At 71.1% G+C, this 23222-nt stretch carries 17 protein-coding genes; 2 read left to right on the top strand and 15 right to left on the bottom strand.

What is annotated here, in order from left to right; genetic code table 11:
• Nucleotides 1-506: 506 nt before the first annotated feature.
• On the bottom strand, nt 507-710 hold the full coding sequence (locus ACFQMF_RS02865; protein WP_256407803.1) for a hypothetical protein: 204 nt from the start codon (nt 708-710) through the stop codon (nt 507-509).
• 99 nt (nt 711-809) lie between these two features.
• Complete coding sequence (larE, locus tag ACFQMF_RS02870; RefSeq protein WP_256407802.1) at nt 810-1796, bottom strand: ATP-dependent sacrificial sulfur transferase LarE; 987 nt, start codon at nt 1794-1796, stop codon at nt 810-812.
• A 195-nt stretch (nt 1797-1991) separates the two neighbouring features.
• Here larE and ACFQMF_RS02875 point away from each other — a divergent pair, with 195 nt between their 5' ends.
• The gene (locus ACFQMF_RS02875) at nt 1992-4022 is read left to right on the top strand and encodes a MutS-related protein (protein ID WP_256407801.1); all 2031 of its coding nucleotides are present in this window, start codon (nt 1992-1994) and stop codon (nt 4020-4022) included.
• On the opposite strand, the gene ACFQMF_RS02880 is transcribed toward ACFQMF_RS02875, so the two are convergent.
• The 3 genes from ACFQMF_RS02880 to tatC (ACFQMF_RS02890) all read right to left on the bottom strand — a co-directional run bounded on the left by ACFQMF_RS02880 (nt 3995) and on the right by tatC (ACFQMF_RS02890) (nt 9936).
• Nucleotides 3995-4537 carry a hypothetical protein gene (locus ACFQMF_RS02880; RefSeq protein WP_256407800.1) on the bottom strand — a complete coding sequence of 181 codons (543 nt, stop codon included), beginning with the start codon at nt 4535-4537 and terminating at the stop codon, nt 3995-3997. The two genes, ACFQMF_RS02875 and ACFQMF_RS02880, sit on opposite strands and share 28 nt — an antisense overlap.
• Nucleotides 4538-4638: 101 nt before the next feature.
• The gene (uvrA, locus tag ACFQMF_RS02885) at nt 4639-7590 is read right to left on the bottom strand and encodes an excinuclease ABC subunit UvrA (RefSeq protein ID WP_256407799.1); all 2952 of its coding nucleotides are present in this window, start codon (nt 7588-7590) and stop codon (nt 4639-4641) included.
• Between the two features lie 93 nt (nt 7591-7683).
• Complete coding sequence (gene tatC, locus ACFQMF_RS02890; RefSeq protein WP_256407798.1) at nt 7684-9936, bottom strand: twin-arginine translocase subunit TatC; 2253 nt, start codon at nt 9934-9936, stop codon at nt 7684-7686.
• 122 nt (nt 9937-10058) lie between these two features.
• On the opposite strand from tatC (ACFQMF_RS02890), the gene tatC (ACFQMF_RS02895) reads away from it, so the two are divergent.
• A complete protein-coding gene (gene tatC, locus ACFQMF_RS02895; protein WP_256407797.1) occupies nt 10059-11276 on the top strand; it encodes a twin-arginine translocase subunit TatC in 1218 nt (405 codons plus the stop codon).
• A gap of 445 nt (nt 11277-11721) precedes the next feature.
• On the opposite strand, the gene argF is transcribed toward tatC (ACFQMF_RS02895), so the two are convergent.
• The 10 genes from argF to hemL all read right to left on the bottom strand — a co-directional run bounded on the left by argF (nt 11722) and on the right by hemL (nt 23111).
• Nucleotides 11722-12621 carry an ornithine carbamoyltransferase gene (gene argF / locus ACFQMF_RS02900; protein WP_256407796.1) on the bottom strand — a complete coding sequence of 300 codons (900 nt, stop codon included), beginning with the start codon at nt 12619-12621 and terminating at the stop codon, nt 11722-11724.
• Between the two features lie 63 nt (nt 12622-12684).
• The gene (locus ACFQMF_RS02905) at nt 12685-13902 is read right to left on the bottom strand and encodes a [LysW]-lysine hydrolase (RefSeq protein WP_256407795.1); all 1218 of its coding nucleotides are present in this window, start codon (nt 13900-13902) and stop codon (nt 12685-12687) included.
• Nucleotides 13902-15029 (bottom strand): aspartate aminotransferase family protein, encoded by a 1128-nt coding sequence (locus tag ACFQMF_RS02910; RefSeq protein ID WP_256407794.1) that lies wholly within the window; start codon nt 15027-15029, stop codon nt 13902-13904. The genes ACFQMF_RS02905 and ACFQMF_RS02910 overlap by 1 nt, the downstream gene beginning before the upstream one ends.
• On the bottom strand, nt 15026-15940 hold the full coding sequence (locus tag ACFQMF_RS02915) for an acetylglutamate/acetylaminoadipate kinase (RefSeq protein ID WP_256407793.1): 915 nt from the start codon (nt 15938-15940) through the stop codon (nt 15026-15028). The genes ACFQMF_RS02910 and ACFQMF_RS02915 overlap by 4 nt, the downstream gene beginning before the upstream one ends.
• Nucleotides 15937-17025 (bottom strand): N-acetyl-gamma-glutamyl-phosphate reductase, encoded by a 1089-nt coding sequence (argC, locus tag ACFQMF_RS02920; RefSeq protein ID WP_256407792.1) that lies wholly within the window; start codon nt 17023-17025, stop codon nt 15937-15939. Before argC ends, ACFQMF_RS02915 begins: the two co-directional genes overlap by 4 nt.
• Entirely contained in the window at nt 17022-17921 is a 900-nt protein-coding gene (gene lysX / locus ACFQMF_RS02925; RefSeq protein ID WP_256407791.1) for a lysine biosynthesis protein LysX, read from the bottom strand. The genes argC and lysX overlap by 4 nt, the downstream gene beginning before the upstream one ends.
• 41 nt (nt 17922-17962) lie before the next feature.
• Complete coding sequence (lysW, locus tag ACFQMF_RS02930) at nt 17963-18151, bottom strand: lysine biosynthesis protein LysW (protein WP_123113496.1); 189 nt, start codon at nt 18149-18151, stop codon at nt 17963-17965.
• Nucleotides 18152-18404: 253 nt separating this feature from the next.
• A complete protein-coding gene (argH, locus tag ACFQMF_RS02935; protein ID WP_256407790.1) occupies nt 18405-19877 on the bottom strand; it encodes an argininosuccinate lyase in 1473 nt (490 codons plus the stop codon).
• Nucleotides 19878-21107 (bottom strand): argininosuccinate synthase, encoded by a 1230-nt coding sequence (locus tag ACFQMF_RS02940; RefSeq protein WP_256407789.1) that lies wholly within the window; start codon nt 21105-21107, stop codon nt 19878-19880.
• 666 nt (nt 21108-21773) lie between these two features.
• On the bottom strand, nt 21774-23111 hold the full coding sequence (gene hemL, locus ACFQMF_RS02945) for a glutamate-1-semialdehyde 2,1-aminomutase (protein ID WP_256407788.1): 1338 nt from the start codon (nt 23109-23111) through the stop codon (nt 21774-21776).
• Nucleotides 23112-23222 lie beyond the last annotated feature (111 nt).

Genomic DNA, 23222 nt, shown 5'->3' on the forward strand with positions numbered 1-23222 from the left:
CGCTTCAACTCCTTTGATTTAGTGGCCTACCTCGCTGCTGTATGGCGATTCAACACAGCCTTTTTAACCGGCCCGCGGACCGTCGACTGTCGCCCCAATTTATAACCACCCCTAGATGACGGCGGCGATCGCTCGGAACTCAGGGTTGCGGTGGCGCGTGCCGACGAGCGGCCACCGGCCGCGAGTCGCACGCGCGAGGGACGCCGCGAGCGAAGCGAGCGGCGAGGCTGGGGAGGTGTGAGGCTGCGGTGCTGTGCGGGGCGGGACTCAAAGGGGCAGCCGCGAGGGCGAAGCACGGCGACGCAAGCACTGCAAGGAGCGAGCGTAGCGAGCGACTGAAGCGCGCAGCGAGCCGCGCGAGCCCTCGCGGCTGGGGCTTTGGAGATGTTCTCTGCCGATCCATAGTCATCGCTCACGTATAGCTGAGCGGCTGGGGCTTTGGAGATGTTCACCGACGATCCGCAGCTGTCTGCTTATAAACGAGCAACCCCGTGTTCCCGTCTCGCTTATTCCCCGTCGGCGTTCGCGAGGAACTCCACGTCGCCGGCGATGACGGCGCTCGCGATGACCCCGCAGCCGATCAGCAGCGCGACGACGAGCGTCGTCAGCGCCACCGAGAGCGCGCTCCCGCCGATCGCGACCCCGACGAACGCGCCGACCGCGCCGCCGACGCCGCCGGCGATGACCGCGAGCGTCTGTGCCTCGCTCATAGCTGTCGGTTTCCCAACACCGGTAATAAGCGTTCGCGTCGGGGTCTCACGGGTGATAACGCGAGCGACCCCTCACCTCGAACCGAACTCGTCGCCCCCTCAGCGCGGATACCGCCGCCCGAGGTTCGGGTCGCTCCCGCCGTCGTTACGGTCGATGTCGCCCTCTTCGTCGCCGTCGTTACGGTCGCCGTCGCCCTCTCCGTCGCCGTCGCTCTCGCGGCCGCCGTCGTCCCCCTCTCCGCCGCCCGGACTCACGCTCCCGGTCCGGTAGCCGGCCATGTCGAGGGTGACGTAGTCGAACCCCAGATCGGTGAGGTGCTCGTGGACCGCGTCGGCGAACGCCGGGTCCAGCGCGCGCTCCAGCTCGTCCGGCGCGATCTCGACGCGCGCGAGCCCGTCGTGGTCGCGGACGCGGAACCCCTCGAACCCCCACTCGCGGAGCACGCGCTCGGCCTTCTCCACGCGGGTCAGCCGCGCCTCCGTCACCTCCAGTCCGGTCGGGATCCGCGAGGAGAGGCAGGCCATCGACGGCTTGTCGGCGACCGAGAGGTCGTACGCCTCGGCGATCTCGCGCACCTCCGCCTTCGAGATCCCGGCGTCCAGCAGCGGCGAGACCACGTCCAGTTCCTCGACCGCGCGCAGCCCGGGGCGGTGGCCCTCGCCGGGGTCGTCGGCGTTCGTCCCGTCGCAGACGGTGCCGATCCCGAGCTCCTCGGCCGTCTCGTACATCCGGCCGAGCCGCATCGTCCGGCAGTGGTAACACCGGTCGCCGTCGTTGGCGACGAACTCCGGGTCGTCGAGCTCGGAGAAGGCGACCGTCTCGTGGCGGATCCCGATCTCGCCGGCGACCCGTTTCGCGTCGTCGAGCTCCGCGGCCGGCAGCGTCTCGCTCCGCGCCGTGCACGCGACCGCGTCGTCGCCGAGGGCCTCGCGCGCGAGCGCGGCGACGACCGCGGAGTCGACGCCGCCCGAGAAGGCGACGAGGACCCCGTCGCGCTCGGCGAGCGCGTCCCGCGCGGCGGCCGCCTTCGCCGCCGTCTCCGGGTCGAGACCGTCCCCGTCGGCGGCGAGGGTGTGGTGGCTCATGGCCCCGGTTCGGCGGCGGCGGGAAAAAGCGCGTCGCCCGCGACCGAGGACTCGTCGGCCGCAACGGGAAGCGCGCCGGCCGCGACGGCGGACGCGTCGGCCGGGACCCGAGGCCCGGTCGCCGTCCGAAACCCGCCGCGGCGGCGGGATCGCGACCCCCATGCTTTTGCGCGTCGCCGCGATAGCCGCGAGTAGATGGAGCTGGAGGCGATCCCCGGCGTCGGAGCGAAGACGGCCGCCGCGCTGCGCGAGCTCGACGACCCGGTCGGGACCGTCGAGTCGGGCGACGTCGCCGCCATCGCCCGCGCGCCCGGCGTCAACGAGGCCCGCGCGGCCCGCATCGCCCGCGGCGCGATCCGCCGGCGACACGGCGACGACGGCCGGGTGCTGGCGACCGACCGCGCCCGCGAGGTGTACCGGGAGGCGATCGACCTGCTGCGCGAGCGCACGGTCACCGACTACGCCGCCAAGCGCCTGGAGACGTTCTACCCGAGCGCCTCGGCCTCGCGGATCGCGGAGGCGCAGTCGTTCGTCGAGTCGGCGGTCGAGCGCGACCCGGACCCTGCGGTCCTAGAGGCGCTCGCCGGGGTCGAGCCGCTGTCCGACCCGCCGACGGTCCGGGTGCGCGACCGCTGCCTCGCGACCGCCGACGCCGAGACGCTCGCGCGGGCCGAGTCGGCGGTCCCCGAGCTCTCGGTCGAGACGGTCGAGGACGCCCGCGACGTCTCCGAGCTCGCCCGGTCGTACGCGACCGTGATCGTGCTCGATGAGGCGTTCGCCGGGCTCGACGTCGAGGGGGACGTCCACGTCCGGCCGGACGCCCTCGACGAGCCGGCGGAGACCGTCCCGGAGCGACTGCTCTCCTTCTTCGCCGCGAACCGCGAGCGGCTGGAGGCGGCCGCGGCGGTCCACGAGGCGGCCGCGTCGGCGGGCGACCCCGTCGCCGGCGGCGAGCCCGCGGCGGACCCCGACGCCCTCCGCGACGCCCTCGCGCGGCTCGACGACGACGGGACGATCGTCGGGGACGCGGAGCTGGAGCGGCTGACCGCCGCCGTCGACGACCTCGACGCCGCCGTGTCGACCGCGGAGTCGGTCGCCGACGACCGCCTCCGGGAGGCGATCCGCGAGCGCGACGTGACGATCGAGGGGACCGACTTCCTCTCCCTCGTCGAGCAGGGCGCCCGCGTCGACTCGCTCCTAGACCGCGAGCTCGCCGACGAGTACGACGAGGCGCTGGCCCGCGCCCGCGAGCACCTCGCCGACGCGCTCCGCTTGGAGCCCGAGGAGGCGGAGCTCGCCGACCGCGTCTTCGGCGGCGACCCCTCGTTTCCGGTCGATCACGACGAGAGCGCCGTCTCGCGGCTCCGAACGGAGCTCTCCGCGGCCCGCGACCGACGGGCGGCGACGCTGAAGGCCGAGCTCGCGAGCGACCTCGGCGACCTGCGCGAGCCCGTCGAGGACCTCGTCCGCGACGCCCTCGAACTCGACGTGGAGCTCGCCGTCGCGCGGTTCGCCCGCGACTTCGACTGCGTCATGCCCGAGGTGGTCGACCCGGGCGCGGCGGGTGGACCGGACGCGAAGGCCGAGAAGGGCTTCCGGATCGAGGGCGGCCGCTCGCCGCTCCTCAACGTCGACTTCGCCGACGCCGAGCCCGTCGACTACGCCGTGTCGGGCGCGACGCTCCTCTCCGGGGTCAACTCCGGCGGCAAGACCTCGACGCTCGACCTCGTGGCGCTCGTCGTTGTCCTCGCGCAGATGGGGATGCCCGTGCCGGCCGCGTCCGCGACGGTCGAGCGCTTCGAGGAGGTCCACTACTACGCGAAGTCGCAGGGGACCCTCGACGCGGGCGCCTTCGAGGCGACGCTGCGCGACTTCGGCGACCTCGTCGAGGGGGCCGACGGCCGGCTCGTCCTCGTCGACGAGCTGGAGTCGATCACGGAGCCCGGCGCCTCCGCGAAGATCATCGCGGGCATCCTGGAGGCGCTCGACGGCCAGGACGCCACCGCCGTCTTCGTCTCCCACCTCGCCCGCGAGATCCGCGACGCCGCCGACTTTGACGTCGCCGTCGACGGGATCGAGGCCGAGGGGCTCGTCGACGGCGAGCTTCGGGTGAACCGGTCGCCGCGGAAGGGCCACCTCGCGCGGTCGACGCCGGAGCTCATCGTGGAGAAGCTCGCGGACGACCGCGACACCGAGTTCTACGGCGACCTGCTGGAGAAGTTCTGAGCCGCGAGCGCGGTCGCCGCCGACCCCTCCGGCTCGTCGGGCCACACGAGCCGCCACTCGCCGCCGTCGGTCGCGACCAGCCACCGGAGCTCGAACTCGCCGCCCTCGACCCCGTCGTCCGCGACGACCGCCGAGACGACGGCGTTCTCCGCCGCGATCGATTCCACCTCCCCCTCGTCGAGCGAGGCGGCGAGGAAGCCGGAGATCGCCCGGATCCGGTCGGCCGAGACGTCCTCGGTCGCGACCGTCGCGCCCGCGAGCTCCTGTCTGACGGTGCTGTCGAACGCCATCGGAACGTCCTCGGCGAGGCGCGCGAGCGGTGACGCGCCGTGCGCGAGCGCCGCCACGTCGTCCGCGAACGCCTCGCTGTCCTCGCTCGCGCTCGCCCGTCGGTAGTACTCCTCGACGACCGCCACGGAGCCGTCCGGGCCGTCGTCGCCGCCGATGGAGGAGCAGCCGGCCGCGAACGCGAGGACCGATACGCCGCCCGCAGAGAGGAACGCTCGGCGTTCCATAGGGGCGTGCCAAGGACTACCAAAACAAAACCCCTTCGCCGGCGTTCCGACGGAGAGAGCCGGAGACGGCGTCGAACTCACTCCCGGCTCGGTCGCCCGGATCAGTCGTCGTCCGCGGCCGCGGGCTTCCGGCGGTCGTCGCGGGGCCCCGCGATGTCGACGTCGGGGAGCAGGTCGCGCAGGTACTGCCCGGTGTGCGAGTCGTCGTTCCGCGCCACCGCCTCGGGGGTCCCGCTCGCGACGAGCTCGCCGCCGCCCTCGCCGCCCTCGGGCCCGAGGTCGATGATCCGGTCGGCGTTCTTCACCAGGTCGAGCTCGTGCTCGATGACGACGACCGTGTTGCCGCCGTCGACGAGGCGGTGGAGCACGTCGATGAGCTTGCGCTCGTCCTCCTTGTGAAGCCCCGTCGTCGGCTCGTCGAGCAGGTAGAGGGTGTCGCCGGTCGCCTTCTTTCCCAGCTCCTCGGCGAGCTTCACGCGCTGCGCCTCGCCGCCCGAGAGGGTGGTGGAGGGCTGGCCGAGCTCCATGTAGCCGAGCCCGACGTCCTTGAGGAGCTTCAGGCGGCGCCGGAGCCCCTGGTGGCTCTCGAAGAAGTCGTACGCCTCGTCGACGCTCATGTCGAGCACGTCGGAGATGGTCGCGCCCTTGTACTCCACGTCGAGCGTCTCGTCGTTGTAGCGCGCGCCGCCGCACTGCTCGCAGGGGACGTACACGTCCGAGAGGAAGTTCATCTCGATCTTCACGGTCCCCTGGCCGCCGCACTCCTCGCAGCGCCCGCCCTTCACGTTGAACGAGAAGCGGCCCTTCTCGTAGCCGCGGCGCTTCGCGAGCTTCGTCTCCGCGAACAGCTCGCGGACGTAGTCGAACACGTCGGTGTACGTCGCGGGGTTCGAGCGCGGCGTCCGGCCGATCGGCGACTGGTCGATGAGCCGCACCGTCTCGATCCCGTCGATCCCCTCGATCGCGTCGTGCTCCCCGGGGTCGACCGAGGTGTTGTCGTTCATCTCGCGGGCGAGCCCCTTGTACAGGATGTCGTGGACCAGCGTCGACTTCCCGGAGCCGGAGACGCCCGTGACGGTCGTCAGCGTCCCGAGCGGAATCGACACGTCGACGTCCTTGAGGTTGTGCTGGCGGGCGCCCCGCACCGTCAGCTTCCCCTCCGGCTCGCGGCGCTCCCCCGGGACGGGGATCTCCTTCCGGCCCGCGAGGTAGTCGGCGGTGACCGACTCGTCGGCGTCGACGATGTCGTCGAAGTCGCCCTGCGCGACGACCTCGCCGCCGCGCTTGCCGGGACCGGGCCCCATGTCGATGATCTCGTCGGCGCGGCGCATCGTCTCCTCGTCGTGCTCGACGACGAGGAGGGTGTTACCCAGATCGCGGAGCCCGGTGAGCGTGTCGAGCAGGCGGTCGTTGTCGCGCTGGTGGAGCCCGATCGACGGCTCGTCGAGGACGTACAGCACGCCGACGAGCCCGGAGCCGACCTGCGTCGCGAGGCGGATGCGCTGGCTCTCCCCGCCGGAGAGCGTCGACGCCTCGCGGTCGAGCGTGAGGTACTCCAGCCCGACCTCCTCCATGAAGCCGAGCCGCGCGCGGATCTCCTTGAGGATCTCCTCGGCGATCTTCGTGTCGCGCTCGCCGAGCCGCGCCTCCATCCCCTCGAAGTGCGCGCGGGCGTCGGCGATCGACATCCGGTTCACCTCGGTGATCGGCGTCCCGTCGACGAGGACGTGCCGCGACTGCTCCTTCAGGCGGGTGCCCTCGCACTCCGGGCACGTCGTCACGGCCATGAACTCCTCGATGTGGTCGCGGGCGCGCTCGGAGTCGGTCTCGACGTGACGGCGTTCCAGGTTCGGGATGACGCCCTCGAAGCGCTCGGTCTTCTCGCGCGTGCCGTTCTTCGTGGTCCACTCGAAGTGGACGCGGTCGTCGGTGCCGTAGAGGAACTGCCGCCGGACCGACTCGTCCAGCTCCTCGAAGGGCGTCGAGAGCGAGACGCCGAAGTGCTCGGCGACGTTGTCGAGCTGGCGGGAGTAGTAGGTGCGGTCGTAGCTCCACGGCTCGAACACGTGTTTCAGCGGCTTCGAGGGGTCCTCGACGACGAGGTCCTCGTCGACCTCCTTCGTCGAGCCGATCCCCTCGCACTCGGAACAGGCGCCGTAGGGGCTGTTGAAGGAGAACGAGCGCGTCTCGACCTCGGAGAACTGGAAGTCTGAGTTGGGGTTGCCGAGCTCCTCGGAGAACTCGACGATCAGCCGGTCGTCGCCCTCGGCGTCCTCGGCGAGCGACCCGGTCGAGCGCGTGTTGGAGGCGAACGGGACGTCCTCCGGCGGGTCCGGGACGATCAGCTTGAGCGCGCCGCCGGCCTCCTCTAGGGCGGTCTCCACGGAGTCGGTGATCCGCGAGCGGGCGTCGGGCGAGACGGTGACGCGGTCGACGATCACGTCGATCGTGTGGTCGTAGTTCTGGTCGAGCTCGGGGTCGTCCAGGGTCAGGTCGACCGGTTCCCCGTCGACCTCGACGCGGGCGTACCCGTCCGAGACCAGCTCCTCGAACAGCTCCTCGAAGGCCCCCTTCTGGTCGCGGACGACCGGCGCGGCGATCTTCGCGCGGGTCCCCTCCGGGAGTTCGAGGATCTGGCTCACCATGTCCTGCGCGGACTGCTCGCCGACCTCCTCGCCGGTGACGGGGTCGTACTGGGTGCCGATCCGGGCGTACAGCAGCCGGAGGTAGTCGTGCAGCTCGGTGACGGTCCCCACGGTCGAGCGGGGGTTGTTCGCGGCGTTCTTCTGGTCGATGGAGATCGCGGGCGAGAGCCCCTCGACCGACTCCACCTGCGGCTTGTCCATCTGTCCGAGGAAGTTGCGGGCGTACGCCGACAGCGACTCGATGTACCGGCGCTGCCCCTCGGCGTACACCGTGTCGAACGCGAGCGACGACTTCCCCGACCCGGAGAGCCCGGTGACGACGGTGAACTCCTCGCGCGGGATCCGGACGTCGAGGTCCTTGAGGTTGTGTTCCTCGGCGCCGCGGACCTCGATGTAGTCCTTGCTCATTTCGTCCGCTCTTAGCGTGCGCGCGCGGGAATACTCGTCGGTCGCGGCGGTCTCACGCGAGGGATCGCGACGACCGTTCGGCGACCGTGTCCCTCACCGATCCACGACCTTCGAGGGCGGCGAGAGGTTCCGGCGCCCGCCGACGGTGACGAGGAACAGGAGCCCGACGCCGACCCCGTACGCCGCCATCAGCGGGAGCGTCGCGAGGAACATCGTGATCACGTCGGCCGGGGTGAACACCGCCGCGAACAGCATGATCCCGACGGTGACCTCGCGCCAGCGGTTCCGGAAGACCCGGTACGGGACGCCGGCGTCGTTCAGCAGGACCATCGCGATCGGGATGTCGGCGAGGAAGCCGATCCCGATCGTCGTGTAGACGACGAGCCAGAGGAAGTCGCTCACCTGGTAGGTGATCACCATGTCCGCGAGCCGCGCGTCGGTGACGAGCCAGCCGATGAGCCCCGGCGCGATGTACGCGTACCCGAGCGCGAAGCCGCCGATCAGCCCGCCGAGCAGCGCGCCCGCCCAGAGGTACACCTTGTATATCCGGCCGGCGACGAAGCCGCGATCGCGGAGGGCGGGCCACGCGTAGTAGAGCGCGACCGGGAACACCGCGACGATCCCGAGCAGGATCGAGAACTTCACCATGAAGATCAGCGCCTCGACCGGGTGGAGCGTGATGATGTTGATCCCGCCCTCGATCTCGGCCGGGACGCGCCGTTCGAGGTCGCTCCGCACCGTCGCCAGCCCGCCGAGGTACAGCCACGTGAACGCGGCCGCCATCACGCCGCCGAACACCACGAGCAGGATGAACGACTTCGAGCGCAGCGAGTCGAAGATGAACTTGAGGTCCGTGTAGTAGCCGCCGATGTCGTCCTCGGCCGCCTCCTCCTCGCCGTCGGTGAGCTCGGAGAGGAACGTCGAGCTCGCGCGGGAGGTCCGGTCCTGCACCGCGCCCACCAGTCCGCCCTGGTCGCCGCCTGCGCCGCCCCCACTCCCCGCGCCGCCGGCCCCGCCCGACCCGGTCGCGTCCGCGTCGTCGCTCCCGTCGCCGCCGGCGCCGTCGTCTCCCCCCTCGTGCGCCTCGTCGAAGCGGTCGAGGATCGCCTGCGCCTTCTCCGGATCGTCGTCGTCGATGGCGGCCTGCGCGAGCGCGAGCGACTCCTCCTCGTCCATCGCTTCGAAGGCGGCGTCGGGGGCGGCCCGGACGCCCGCGGCGTCGAGCTCGCCCACGTCGATTGCGGCCGGGTCGCCGTACCGGTACCCCGCGCTCGTCGTGTCGAGGTCGGCGTAGACGGCCCACAGCGTCGCGACGACGACGAAGACCAGCGCCCAGAGGGCGACGTAGATCCCGGCGCCGGTCGCGGGGTCGACGCCGAGTCCCGCGCCCGGTTCGAGGAACCGCCAGTCGCTCCCGGCCGCTCGGAGGAGGTCGTTGAGGAGCGTCCGCCCGCCGTACTCGTAGAAGGCGTAGACCAGGCCGCCGCCGAGGACGGCCGCGCCGCCGACGACGTTCCAGTGGTTCCGCGCCGCGCCGAGCACGTCGATGCGGTCGGAGCTCCGCTGGGCCGTCACGACGAGCTTCGCGAGGTAGAGGCTGAAGCCGTAGAGGGCGATCAGCGGGAACGCCCACATCAGCTGCGTGAACGGGTCCGGCGGCGAGAACACCGCGCCGAAGACGAAGATGGCGACGACGGCGTAGCGCCACTTGTCGCGGAACGTCTCGTACTGGACGATCCCGGAGTACGAGAGCCCGGTGATGAGGAGCGGCATCTGGCCGGCGAGCCCGAACGACAGCGAGAGGAAGACGATGAACTCCGTCCACATCACGATGGAGTAGGTGGGCTGGATCCCGGCCTCCAGCCCGAAGCCGGCCAGGAAGGAGAACATGATCGGGAAGAAGGCGTAGACGCCGTAGCCGACGCCGACGCCGAACAGCCCGCCGCCGAGGAGCCCGATCCCCGCGAGCTTCCAGCGCGGGATCGGCGACTGCGGCCACATCCCCCGGGCGCGGAGCTCGCCGCGGGAGACGTAGATCAGCGGCGGGATCGCGGTGATCGCGCCGACGATCAGCCCGATCTTCGCCTGCAGGAGGATCACCTCGAACGGGGTGGTGGCGATGACGTCGGTCTCGGCGGCGACCGCGGGGGACATGTTCGACTCCGTGACGGCCCTGAGCCGGTCCCAGATGTACACGCGGAGCGCCCAGAACGTCGCGAGGAAGCCCAGCAGGAAGACGACGAACACCTTCTGGAGGTCCTTCTGGATCGACCGGAGGAACGCCTTCGCCGACTCGCGGCCCGCCGCGAGCGACTGCTGGGTGTCCTCGTCGAGGGCACTCGCCATACGGGAGAGGAAGTCCGTCCCCGTTATCAACCTTTTCGACCCGCCGCGCGCGCCGCGAGCCCCGATCCGGCTCGGCGCTATCCGAAAAGGCCTATAGTCGCCCGGTCTCGATGGTGAACCGAATGGACGACTCGGACCGGTCGCGCGACGGGCAATCACCCCCCGAGGAGGACTCTGTCTCCGACGACGCCGCTCCCGACGGCGACGGCGACGCGGACGACGAGTCCACCGAAGACGGGGACTCGTCCGTCGAGTCCGAAGTCTCTCCGGAGGTCACGCCCGAGATCGACGGCGCCGCGGATCGCTCTCGCGACGCGAGCGAAGCGGGCAACGCGGACGACGCGGGCGACGCGGACGAAGCGGGTGACGCCGGCGACGCTGCCGCCGACTCCACCAGCGACGCCGCCGCCGACTCCAGCGCCGACGACGACGGAGCGACCGACCCCGACGACGAGACCGGCGACGCGAGCGACGTCTTCGACGTCCACGACCCCGACGACGCGCAGAGCCTCGGCGACGGCGGAACGCCGGCGACGCCGGGGGACGCGGCCGCCGCCGGAACGGTCGAGGACGCGACGGTCGTCGACGACGGCGCCGACGACTCCTTCGAGGGGTTGGAGGCGCCGGAGTCGGACGAGGAGATGCCGCTGGCGGCCCACATCGAGGAGATGATGCGGCGGCTCGCCGTCGTCTTCCTCTTCGGCGGGCTCGCGACGCTCGTCGTCGTCACCGAGTCGACGGAGCTCATCAACTACTTCTGGAGCTACCACATCCCCGCGCCGATGGAGAACCGCCCGCGGCTGTACGGCCCCCTCGAACTCCCGCTCACGCGGCTGAAGGTCGCCGGGCTCGCGGGCGTCGTCGTCGGGCTCCCGGCGTTCGTCTACCAGACCTACCGGTTCATGAAGCCCGGCCTCTACGAGAACGAGCGACGCTACTACCTCGCGGCGGTCCCGACGAGCCTCATCTTAGGCGGGATCGGCATCGCGTTCGCGCACTTCCTCGTGTTGCCCGCGATCTTCTCGTACTTCACCACCTACACCTCCGACGCCGCGACGATCGCCTTCGGACTCGCGGAGACGTTCAACCTCATCGTCATCATGCTGGCGTTCATGGCGATCGTCTTCCAGATCCCGCTGTTCATTATGCTCGCGATCATGATGAACCTCGTCACCCGCCAGTGGCTGGAGGCGAAGCGGCTGCTGTTCTGGGGGGCGTTCCTCGGGATCGCGTTCCTGTTCAGCCCCGACCCGACCGGGATGGCGCCGATCATCGTGACGCTCACCATGATCGCGTTGTACGAGGGGACGCTGGCGATACTGCGCTGGACCGGGAACTAGATCGCTGTTCGGGGCCTTATACCGGATCTGTCGCCACAGCGAACTCCACCGATGATCTGACCGTTTGTATATAAATAGCTAATAACGGATCAGCGGTAGGCGCCCTCAAAGGGGCAGTCGCGAGGACTTGCGCGACTCGCTGCGCGCTTCAGTCGCTCGCTGCGCTCGCTCCTTCCAGTGCTTGCGTCGTCGTGCTTCGTCCTCGCGACTGCCCTTTTGAGTCCCACCCGACCGCAACCGCACCGCGCCTCACGCCTCCCCAGCCTCGTCACCGGACGTAGTCCGGTTGCAAGCGAGAGCTTCGCTCTCGCCCTGTCGCTGGCGGCTGCCGCCGCCAGCGACTCCCTCGCGCGTCCGGTTCGCGGCCTGTCGGCCGCTCACCGGCACGCGCCACCGCATATCTACTTATAAATGGGTCCGCACCCGGTCGGTTCCCGCTCCGCGCTCACTCCCCGCCGAGCAGCTCGACGAGCAGCGCGTTCTGCGCGTGCATCCGGTTTTCGGCCTGGTCCCAGACGAGAGCGCGGTCGGACTCCAACACGCCGTCGGTGACCTCCTCGCCGCGGTGCGCCGGCAGGCAGTGCATCACCTTGGCGTCGGTGCCGGCGAGCAGGTCGGCGTTCACCTGGAACCCGTCGAAGGCGGCGAGCTTCTCGTCGCGCTGGTCCTCCTGGCCCATCGAGATCCACACGTCGGTGTAGACGACGTCCGCGTCGCCGACGACCGCCTCGGGGTCTGTCGTGGGTTCCACGTCCGCGCCGAACTCGGCGGCGCGGTCGAAGACGGCCGGGTCCATCCCGTACTCCGCGGGCGTGGCGACCGCGATGTCGATGCCGGCCATCGCCGCGCCGACGACGAACGACTGCCCGACGTTGTTGCCGTCGCCGACCCACGCCACCGTGGCGTCCTCGCCGACCGTCTCGCGGATGGTGAGCAGGTCGGCGAGCGTCTGGCACGGGTGCGCCTCGTCGGTGAGCCCGTTGATCACGGGGCAGTCGGCGTGCTCGGCGAGCGTCTCCACGTCCTCGTGGTCGAACAGCCGGGCCATCACCCCGTCGACGTAGCGGCCGAGCACGCGCGCGGTGTCGCGCAGTGGCTCGCCGTGCCCGAGCTGGATGTCGTCGGGACCGAGGAACATCGCGTGGCCGCCGAGGCGGGTCATCCCCGTCTCGAAGGAGACGCGGGTGCGCGTCGACGGTTTCTCGAAGATCATCCCGAGCGTCGCGTCCGGCAGTCGGGGGTCGGTCTCGCCCGCCTTCATCGCGGCGGCGCGGTCGAGCAGGGCGTCCAGTTCGGCGGGCGTCACGTCGTCGATGTCGAGGAAGTCGTCGGTGGCGAGTGGCATCGTGTGTGGTGTGTGCGGGTGCGGTGTGAGAACGGTCGTGGTCGGTGGTCGAGCGTCGGTACGCTACAGTCGCTCGCGGCAGACGTCGGTCAGGACGGTCACGGCGCGGTCGAGCTCGGAGAGCGGGAGCCGCTCGTCCGGCGCGTGGTCCAGGTCGGAGTTCCCGGGGCCGTAGGTGACCATCGGGCAGTCCCACGCGGCCGCGAAGAGGTTCATGTCGCTCGTCCCCGTCTTCCGGAGCAGGCGCACGTCGCCGCCGGTGCCCCGGATCGCGACGCGGAACGCCCGCGCGAGGTCCGTGCGAGGGCTCTCCATCACGGGCGGCATCGGGTCGCCCCAGTGGACCGAGCCGGTCGACAGCTCCGCCTCCGCGAGTTCGTGGATCTCGTCGACCGGGCGAGAGGGCGGGATCCGCAGTTGGACGCTCATCGTCGTCTCGACCGCGAGCCCGTCGTCGCTCAGGCCGCCGTCGATCGAGATCGGTTTGGTCGTCACCTGGTCGAACACCGCGGTCTCCGAGTCGTCGGGCGTGAACGTCTCCTCGACGCCGTGCCACCAGTCGATCGCGTGTTGGATCGCGTTCGGCTCCGGCCGAGAGGAGTGGCCCGATTCGCTGGTGTTCACGTACGTTCCCTCCAGCAGGCCGCGGTAGCCGAGGGTGATCCCGCGCCACCCCGACGGCTCGCCGTTGATCACCGCCTCGGGCGCGTCGCGGTCGTCGATGAGGTGCCGCGCGCCGGCGGAGTCGACCTCCTCGCGGACGACGCCGGCGAAGGAGACGCCCGTCTTCACCGCCGCGACCGCCATCGCGACCAGCGGGCCGGTGGCGTCGACCGCCCCGCGGCCCCACAGCACGGGCTCGCCGGGCTCGCCGACGCGGACGTCGGACGCGTCCGGCAGTTCGCCCTCCGGCGGCGCCGGCCGCACCTCGACCGGGATGTCGCCCGGGACCGTGTCGACGTGCGAGGTGAGGAGGACGGCGTCGTCCGCGGGCGCGCGGACGTTCCCGCCCCCGTCGATCCACGCCTCTCGGCCGTTGGCCTCGAAGAAGTCGACGAGGCGCTCGGCGGCCCGCTCCTCCTCGCCGGACGGCGACGGGATCGACACCATGTCGTACAGCAGCTTCCGGGCCGGCGTGTCGCAGTCCGCCGGGTAGCCGCCGCCGGCGACGACGTCGGTACCGGCCGGCGACGACCCCGCCGCCGCCTCCGTCTCGCCGTCCGCCTCGGGTTCCGACTCCCCGCCCGCCTCGGCCTCCTCGCGCTCCTTTCCGGCCGCCATCACCCGATCACCTCCGCGAGGGCGTCGACGACGGCGTCGGCGTGCTCGCGCTCGATCGTCAGCGGCGGGAGCAGGCGCACCACCGTGCGGCCCGCCGGCAGCGCGAGGATCCGGTGGTCGATGGCGAGGTCGCGCAGCAGCCGGTTCGACCCGCGCTTCACCTCGATGCCGATCATCAGCCCGTCGCCGCGCACGTCGCGGACGTCGTCGCCGAGGCGCTCCTCGATCTGCCCGCGGAGGTACGCGCCGACCTCGGCGGCGTGCTCGGGGAGCCCCTCGCGCTCGATGACGTCGAGGGTGGCGCCCGCGGCCGCGGAGACGACTGGGCCGCCCGAGAACGTCGAGCCGTGGTTGCCGGCGTCCTCGGCGATCCAGTCGCGGCACAGCGTGGCGCCGATCGGGAGCCCGCTGCCGAGCCCCTTCGCGGTCGTGAGGACGTCGGGCACCACGTCGTGTCTGTCGGCCGCCCACAGCGAGCCCGTGCGGCCGAGTCCGGTCTGGATCTCGTCGAGGATCATCGCCGCGCCGGACGTCGCCGTCGCGATGCGGACCGTCTGCAGGTACTTCGTGTCGGCGGGGTTGATCCCGCCCTCGCCCTGCAGCGGCTCCAGAATGACCGCGGCGGTCTCGTCGTCGACCGCCTCGCGCATCGCCTCGGCGTCGCCGTACTCGACGAACTCCACGCCGCCGGCGAGCGGCTCGAATCCCTGCTTGTACTTCTGCTTCCAGGTGGTCGCGAGCGCGCCCATCGTCCGGCCGTGGAACCCCTGAGTCGTCGCGATGATCTTCTCGCGGCCCGTGGCGTGCCGGGCGAACTTCAGCGCGGCCTCGTTGGCCTCGGTGCCGGAGTTACAGAGCCAGACGTTGTCGACGTCGACGGGGCCGACCTCGGCGAGCCGCTCGTACAGCGCCGTCCGCGCGGCGTGCGGGTACGACGCCTGCACGTACATCAGCTCCTCCAGCTGGGTCGTCGCGGCGTCGACGACCTCGGGGTGGCAGTGACCCACCGGCGTGCAGGCGTAGCTCGCGCCGAAGTCGAGGTACTCGGTGCCGTTCGTATCGGTGACGTGGACGCCGTCGCCCGAGGCGATCTCGATCGGCTTCTCCGAGAAGACGAAGCCGCTCACGCGGTCTCACCCCCCGTTTCGGCCGCCGAGCCCTCTCCCGCCTCGTCGTCCGCGTCGCCGCCGAGCGCCGACCGCTCGACCGTCGTCCCCCCGCCGCCGAGCGCGGCGACGATCGGGTCGCGGACGTTGGCGTCGGCGACGACGACGCGCCCGGACCCGGCCGAGAGCGCCTCCCTCGCGGCCATCACCTTCTTGCCCATGAACCCCTCGGCGGCGTCCTCGACCGCCGCGAGTTCCTCGGGCGTCGCCGCCGACTCGATCAGCGTGTCGGGGTCGTCCGGATCCGCGTAGACGCCGGTCACGTCGGTGAGGAGGACGAGGTCGGCGCCGAGCGCGCCGGCGACCGCGGCGGCCGCCCGGTCCGCGTCGGCGTTGACGGGGGTGACGCCGCCGTCGCTCTCTTTCCCCTCCATCGGGGGCGAGACGACGGGCGTGTAGCCGTCGGCGAGCAGCCCCGAGAGGAGGTCGGCGTTCACCGACTCGATCCGGCCGGAGTGCTCGCCGCGGCGGATCTTCCGCTTGCCGTCTTCGACCACGCGGACCGCCGACTTGCGGGGCCCCGAGAGGAGCCCGCCGTCGACGCCCGAGAGGCCGACCGCGTCGACGCCGGCCTCGCGGAACCGCGCCGTCAGCTCCGTGTTGAGCTTGCCGGCCATCGCCATCGTGAACGCCTCCATCGTCTCCGCGTCGGTGAACCGCCCGGTGACGCCGGAGGCGGACTCGACGTACTCCGGCTCCATGCCGAGCCGCTCGATCGTCTCGTCGACGACCGTCGAGCCGCCGTGGACGACGACGACCGGGCGCCCGTTGGCGGCGAGGTGGGCGACGTCGCCGACCGCGCCGGCCGGGTCGACCGCCTTCGCGCCGCCGATCTTGACGACGACCGGGGGTTCGCTCTCGGTCTCGCTCATGGCGACCCCACCGGGTGCAGCCCGTCGAACTCCAGGCCGGCGGTCTCCGGCAGTCCCAAGGCGACGTTCGCCGCGTGGACCGCCTGTCCCGCCGACCCCTTGGTCATGTTGTCGATCGCGGAGAAGACGACGACGCGCCGGTTGCCGGGGTCGAGCTCGAAGCCGACCTCGCCGTGGTTCGTCCCGGCGACCGACTTCGGCTCGGGGTAGCGGTAGACGCCGCCCCCGCCCGAGACGATCCGCATGAACGGCTCGTCGGCGTACGCGTCGCGGTACGCCGTCCACAGGTCGCCCTTCGAGACCGGCCCGTCGGGGAAGACGTGGCAGGTCGCGCTCGCGCCGCGCACCATGTCGACCGCGTGGACGGTGAACGAGACCGAGAGCCCGAGGTACGCCTCGATCTCCGCCTCGTGGCGGTGCCCGGTCGGGGCGTACGGGCGCACGACGCCCGAGCGCTCCGGGTGCGAGGAGGCCGCGCCGCCGCCGGCGCCGCCCTCCGAGGAGCCGACCTTCACGTCGACGACGACCTCGCCCGCGTCGGGGCCGAGCGCGCCGGCGTCGACCAGGGGTTTCAGCCCGAGGATCGTCGCCGTCGCGTTGCAGCCGCCGCCGGCGATCAGGTCGGCGCCGGGGAGGTTCTCGCGGTTGATCTCGGGGAGCGCGTACTCCGCGCGCTCCAGGTACTCCGGCGACTCGTGGCCGTCGTACCACTCGTCGTAGGCGTCCGCCTCGGGCAGCCGGAAGTCCGCCGAGAGGTCGACGACGGTGTCAGCGACCTCGAAGTACTCGTCGATCCGCCCCATCGAGACGCCGTGGGGCGTCGCCGAGAAGAGCACGTCGACCGACTCCAGGTCGTCCGGGTCGGAGAAGCGCAGGTCGAGCCCGCGCAGGTTCGGGTGCGACCGGCCGACGGTCATGTTGTCGGCCGACCGCGACGTGGCCTGTACCACGTCGAACGCGGGGTGACCGGCGAGGATCCGCAGCAGCTCGCCGCCGGTGAAGCCGGTGCCGCCGACGACGCTCGCGGTGTACGTCTCGGCGGGCGCCGCGTCGCCCGCGGCGGCCGCGCCGGACTCCGCCGTCACGCGCTCACCTCCGTGGCGTCGTCGGCGCCGTCGGCCGCCGCGGCCGCCTTCGCCTCCAGCCAGTCGACGACCGCCGCGGGGACGTCGACGTCAGCGGCCGCGTCGAGCGCCTTGAACTCGACCGTGTGGTTCACCTCGTGGACGGTGTACTCGCCGGAGTCGGTTCCGCCCACTTCCATCAGGTCGACGCCGAGCATCCCGCCGCCGACCGCGTCTGAGGCGCGCTCGACCAGTTCGAGGGCGCGGTCGTCGAGGTCGAACGACTCCGTCTCGCCGCCCTTCGCGGCGTTCGTGAGCCAGTGGTCCGACGAGCGCGTCATCGCGGCGATCGGCTCCCCGTCGACCGCCAGCGCGCGGATGTCGCGGCCGGGCTTGTCGACGAACTCCTGGACGTAGAACACCTTGTGCTCGTAGTGGCCGAGCGTCTCCTTGTGCTCCAAGATCGCCTCGGCCGCGTCCCGGGTGTCGATCTTCGCCATCAGCCGCCCCCACGACCCGACGACCGGCTTGAGCACGCAGGGGTAGCCGAACGACTCGATCGCCTCCAGCGCGGCCTCCTTCGTGAACGCGACCTCGGTCGCCGGGGTCGGGACGTCCGCCTCGGCGAGCGCGAGCGAGTTCTTCGCCTTGTCGGCGCAGACGTCGCCCGTCTCCGGGGAGTTGACGACGGGCACGCCGTAGCTGTCGAGGAACCGCGTCGCGTACAGCGACCGGCTCGTCGACAGGCAGCGGTCGACGACGATGTCGAGGTCCGCGACGTTCGCCGTCGTCGACTCCAGCCCGAACCGCTCCTTGCGGACGTCGATCTTCTCGACCTCGTGGTCCCGGTCGCGGAGCTCGTTGAGCAGGAGCTTCTCGTCCTTCCGGATCCGGGAGTAGAGGATCCCTACGCGCATGTCGACCACTCGGGAGTCGCGGCCGCGGCGGTCGTCGACATCTACTCGCCCCAGTCCTCCTCGAGCTCGGGCGCCTCCTCCAGCGTGACGGGGTCCAGCGAGATGACCTCGAGCTCGGTCCCGGTGACCGGGCTGTCGATGATCTCGCCGACCTCGACGTCGGCCGGAAGCTCGATCTCCTCGCCCGTGATCGGGTCCTCTGCCAGCAGCGTGTCGGTGTCGCTCGTCATCGTAGGAGACAGTCGACCGCGGACGGGCATAAAGGCTTCGAACTTATTAGATAGTTTACATAACACGGATCGGCCGCTAACGGAAGCGAATCGGCGAGATCGAGCCGTTTCGAGATCGGATATCAGATCCCGGTAGTAACTGTGTCCCCCTTACGGGGACGGTCGTCGGCGCCGATCGGGTCGGCGGTCCGACCGACGTCGCCGGCCGGACCGCCACCGATCGAGCCAGGGGGCGCCCGGCGGTCGTCGCGGCTCAGACATAGCGATCGACCTCCGCGTTTAGGGCCTCGCTCGCGTCGGCGAGCGCGTCGCGCTCGGCCGCCAGCGCGTCGTCGTCCTCACCGATCCCGGCCTCGGCGGCGGCGAGCCCGTCGGCGACCGCCGCGGGAGCCGGCCCGCCGGCGGAGTCCCGGCTCGCGACGCTGGCGGCCGGATCGAGCGCCGACTCCACGTCCTCGCGGCTCACGTGCGTCGAGAGGGGCTCGCCGGTCACGTTCCGAGCGGCCTCGTCAACTTTTGCGGCCGCCGCGGCCGGCGAGTCGCCGTCGGCGACCTCCTCAGCGGCCGTCGCGACGATCTCGTGGGCCGTCCGGAAGGGCATCCCGCTCATCGCGAGCAGGTCGGCGACGCCGGTCGCCGTCGAGAAGCCGTCGCCCGCGGCGTCCGCGAGCGCGGCCTCGTCCCAGTCGGCGGTCGCGACCGCGCCCGCGGCGACCGCGGTCGCCTCCCGCACGTCGTCGGCGACCTCGAACACGCTCGCGTGGGCGCGCTGGAGATCGCGGTTGTAGGCGCGCGGGAGCCCCTTGAGCAGGCTCAGCGTCCCCGTCGCCTCGCCGATCGCGTCGCCGGCGACGCCGCGGGTCAGCTCCAGCGTGTCGGGGTTCTTCTTCTGGGGCATGATCGAGGAGGTGGAGGCGTACGCGTCCGACAGCTCCACGAACCCCTTGTTCGAGAAGAGGACGAGGTCCTCCGCGAGCCCCGACAGCGTCGTCGCGAGCGTCGCGCACGCGGTCGCGCCCTCCGCGAGGAAGTCGCGCGCCGACGCCGCGTCGGTCGCGTTCCGGACCGTCCCGTCGAACCCGAGCAGCTCGGCGGTGCGGTCGCGGTCGATATCGAAGGGCGTCCCCGCGAACGCGGCCGCGCCGAGCGGCGACCGGTTGACCCGCTCGTACGCGTCGAGCAGGCGCGCGGTGTCGCGGGCGACCCCGCCCTCGTACGACAGCAGGTAGTGCGCGACCGTCGTCGGCTGGGCCGGCTGGAGGTGCGTGTAGCCGGGCATCACCGTCTCCGCGTGCTCGCTCGCGACCTCGACGAGCGCCTCGCGGAGCGCCAGGGTGGCCTCCGCGGCCGCGAGCAGGTCCTCGCGCAGCCGGTACCGGATACAGGTCGCCACCTCGTCGTTGCGCGAGCGGGCGGTGTGCATCCGCCCGCCGTCCGGCCCGATCCGGTCGATGACGGCCGTCTCGATCGCCTCGTGGACGTCCTCGCCGTCGGGGAGCGCGCCGTGGCCGGCGGCCTCCACGTCGTCGAGCGCGCCGAGGATCTCGCCGGCGACCGCGCCGTCGACGATCCCCTGCTCCGCGAGCATCACCACGTGCGCGCGGTCGACCGCGAGGTCGGCCTCGAAGATGGCCGCGTCGGCCGCGAGGCTCGACAGGAACTCGCGGGCGGGACCGCCGCTGAATCGGTCGCGCCGGACGGCGGTGCCGGGATCGTCGTCGGTCATCTACTCGTCCGTCCCGTCGTCTCCCGACCCGTCGGTCGCGAGCTCGGGCCGCTCCACGCCCGCGGCCACGTCGTTGGCGAGGCGCTCCTGGAGCCCGTGGTACTTCGCGACGCCGGTGGCGTCCTCCTGCGCGATGCCGGCCACGTCCTCGGTGTTGAACGAGGCCATCTCCTCGGAGTACACCGCGTACTCGGAGTCGCGGGCGACGACGCGGCAGTTGCCGCCGGAGACCTTCACCGTCGCCGTCCCGGTCACCACGTCCTGCGTCTCGTCGACGAAGGCGTCGAGCGCGTCGACGACGGGGGCGAAGACGAGCCCCTGGTACGCCTTCTCGGACCACTCCTGCTCGATCCCCTGCTTGAACGAGCGCTCGTTCTTGGTTAAGACGAGGTCTTCCAGGGCCCGGTGGGCCGTCAACAGGACGGTCGCGGCCGGGTGCTCGTAGTTCTCGCGCACCTTCAGCCCGAGCATCCGGTCCTCCATCACGTCGGTGCGGCCGATCCCGTAGCTCCCGGCGTACTCGTTGAGGTGCTGGATCAGCGGGACCGGGTCCATCGCCTCGCCGTCGACCGCGACCGGGACGCCCTCCTCGAAGGCGACCTCGATGGTGGTCTCGCCCTCCGGCTCGGCGGTCCACTCGTAGATGTCCTCCGGCGGCTCGTAGTTCGGGTCCTCCAGCTTCCCGCCCTCGACGGCGCGCGACCAGATGTTCTCGTCGATGGACCAGACGCCGCCGTCGCCGGCCTCGACGGGCAGGTCCTTCTCCGCGGCGTACTCGATCTCCCACTCGCGGGTGAGTCCGAGCTCGCGGACGGGGGCGATCACTTCGAGGTCGGAGCCGCGCCAGACGGCCTCGAACCGGAGCTGGTCGTTCCCCTTCCCGGTACAGCCGTGCGCGATGGCGTCACAGCCCTCCGCCTCGGCGACGCCCAGGATGGCCTCGGCGATCACCGGGCGCGCGAGCGCGGTCCCGAGCGGGTAGCCCTGGTACGTCGCGTTCGTCTTCACCGCGTCGAAACACAGCTCCGCGAACTCTTCCTTCGCGTCGACGACGTGGAGGTCGAGCCCCAGCGCCTCGGCGGTCTCCTCGGCCTCGTCGAACTCCTCTGTCGGCTGCCCGACGTCGACGTTGACGCCGATGACCTCGTCGTAGCCGTACTCCTCTTTCAACAGCGGGACGCAGACGGTCGTGTCGAGCCCCCCACTGAACGCGAGTGCAACGGTTGCCATTAGGGGAGTACACTGGGCTCACGCCCTTAAATTCACCGATTTAATTACCGGAAGAAATTGACGGACTCGGCGCTGTCCGACGACGTAGCTGTCACTCTCCGAGACGAAACGGCGCGAACGCGACGAGGGATGAAGATTACTGGCCCGAGGGGGCCCGTCGTCGCGCCGCGCCGGAAGCCGGTCGCGGCGGTCGGACGCCTCGTCGCGGTCGCGGGGCTCGTCGGCCTCGGACGAGGGCGGCGTCGGGACGAGCCTCCGCGATCATTACCAGTACGTAGTTTCGTTCCGGGATAAAAACGTTCCGCAACTGACCCGCGAATACGTACTGCTTCCGCTTCTGACGCTATCTCTCGTACCTGTTCGATACCGGGAGTAGGTGTATCGATACGGTTGAGTGATTTTTTATATGTGAGAGAGTAGTGTCGCTGTCGGCTGTTTATGAGTGACTGATGACGCTATGGTGAACACCTCCAAAGCCCCAGCCTTGTCGCTGGCGGCTGGCGCCGCCAGCGACTCCCTCGCACGCGCTCCTCGCGGCCGCCAGTGGCGGCCACTCGGAGGCGCGCGCCACCGCACATCTCTCTATTAGTGATTGCCGCTGCCACTCAGTGTTATTTAAATACAGTCTTGCCACCAGCGATCTGCAATACTTACTCCCGTTATCGGTCAGATCGCTTCCCGGTACGCCTCCAGCGTCCGCTCGACGTCCTCCTCCGTGTGCGCGTAGGAGGTGAACTGGCACTCGAACTGGTTCGCGGTGAGGAACACCCCCTGCTCTTTCATCTCCTGCCAGAACACGCGCTCCCAGCGGTCGGTCGCGGCGTCGGCGACGTCCGCGCCCGTCTTCGGACACGAGTCGTACCGGGCGCAGTCGGGGTCCTGCCGGCAGCCCCCGGGACAGCAGGCCTCGGGTTCGTCGGGCGCCTCGCGGGTGAACACCGTCTTGAACATCGAGTCGGTGCCGACGACGGTGTACTCGGGCGCGCGCTCCGCGCAGATCTCGGCGATTCCCTCGCGGAGCTTTCGGCCGAGCCGGTTGACGTGCTCGTACACGTCGTTCTCGGCCGCGTACTCCAGGGTCGCCTTCCCGGCGGCCATCGTCACCGGATGCCCCGAGAAGGTGCCGGACTGGAACACGTCGCCCGCGGGCGTGAACCCCTCGATCACGTCGGCGCGCCCGCCGATCGCGCCGACCGGGAACCCGCCGCCGATGATCTTGCCGAACGTCGTTACGTCCGGCGTGACGCCGAACTTCGACTGCGCGCAGCCGAGGCCGCCGACGCGGAACCCCGTGATCACCTCGTCGAAGATCAGGAGGGCGCCGTGGTCGTCGCACAGCTCGCGGAGCGTCTCGTGGTAGCCGTCGACCGGCGCCACGATCCCCATGTTCGCGAGGATCGGCTCGACGAGGACCGCGGCGATCTCGTCGCCGTGCTCCGCGAACACCGCCTTCGCGGCCTCCGGGTCGTTGAACGGGATCGGGAGCGTATGCTGCGCGAACTCCTCGGGAATGCCCGCCGTCGACGGGCGCGCGTCCCCCGGCGACCCCTCGACGAGCGTCGACTCCTGCGCGCCGTGGTAGCCGCCCTGCATCACGACGATCTTGTCGCGGTCGGTGTGACCGCGCGCGAGCCGCACCGCCGAGACGGTCGCCTCGGTCCCCGAGTTGACGAACCGGATCGACTCGACGCTCGGGACGTGCCGCGCCACGAACTCGGCGTGCTCGACCTCGACCTCCGTCGGCGCGCCGTACATCGGTCCCTCGGCGACGTGCGACTGGACCGCCGCCTCCACCGGGTCCGGCAGGTCGTGGCCGTACAGCAGCGGCCCGTACCCCATCACCCAGTCGACGTACCGGTTCCCGTCGGCGTCGATCACGTGGCCGCCGTCCCCGCGCTCGATGAAGAAGGGATGCGGCATCGTCGCCCGGACCGAGGAGTTGACCCCGCCCGGCATCACCGACAGCGCGCGGTCGTACAGCCCGCGGGAGCGCTCGTGGTTCATACCGACGGGTTGGGGCGGCGGGATGAAAGTAGTTGCCGACCCGGCGGTGAGACCGGTTACGGACCGCCGGGGCCTCCGTCGATCGGCGCCGCGGCCCGGCGGTACGGCGCC

Origin of the sequence: Halorubrum rutilum, assembly GCF_042665015.1 — an archaeon.
GTDB classification, from domain to species: domain Archaea; phylum Halobacteriota; class Halobacteria; order Halobacteriales; family Haloferacaceae; genus Halorubrum; species Halorubrum rutilum.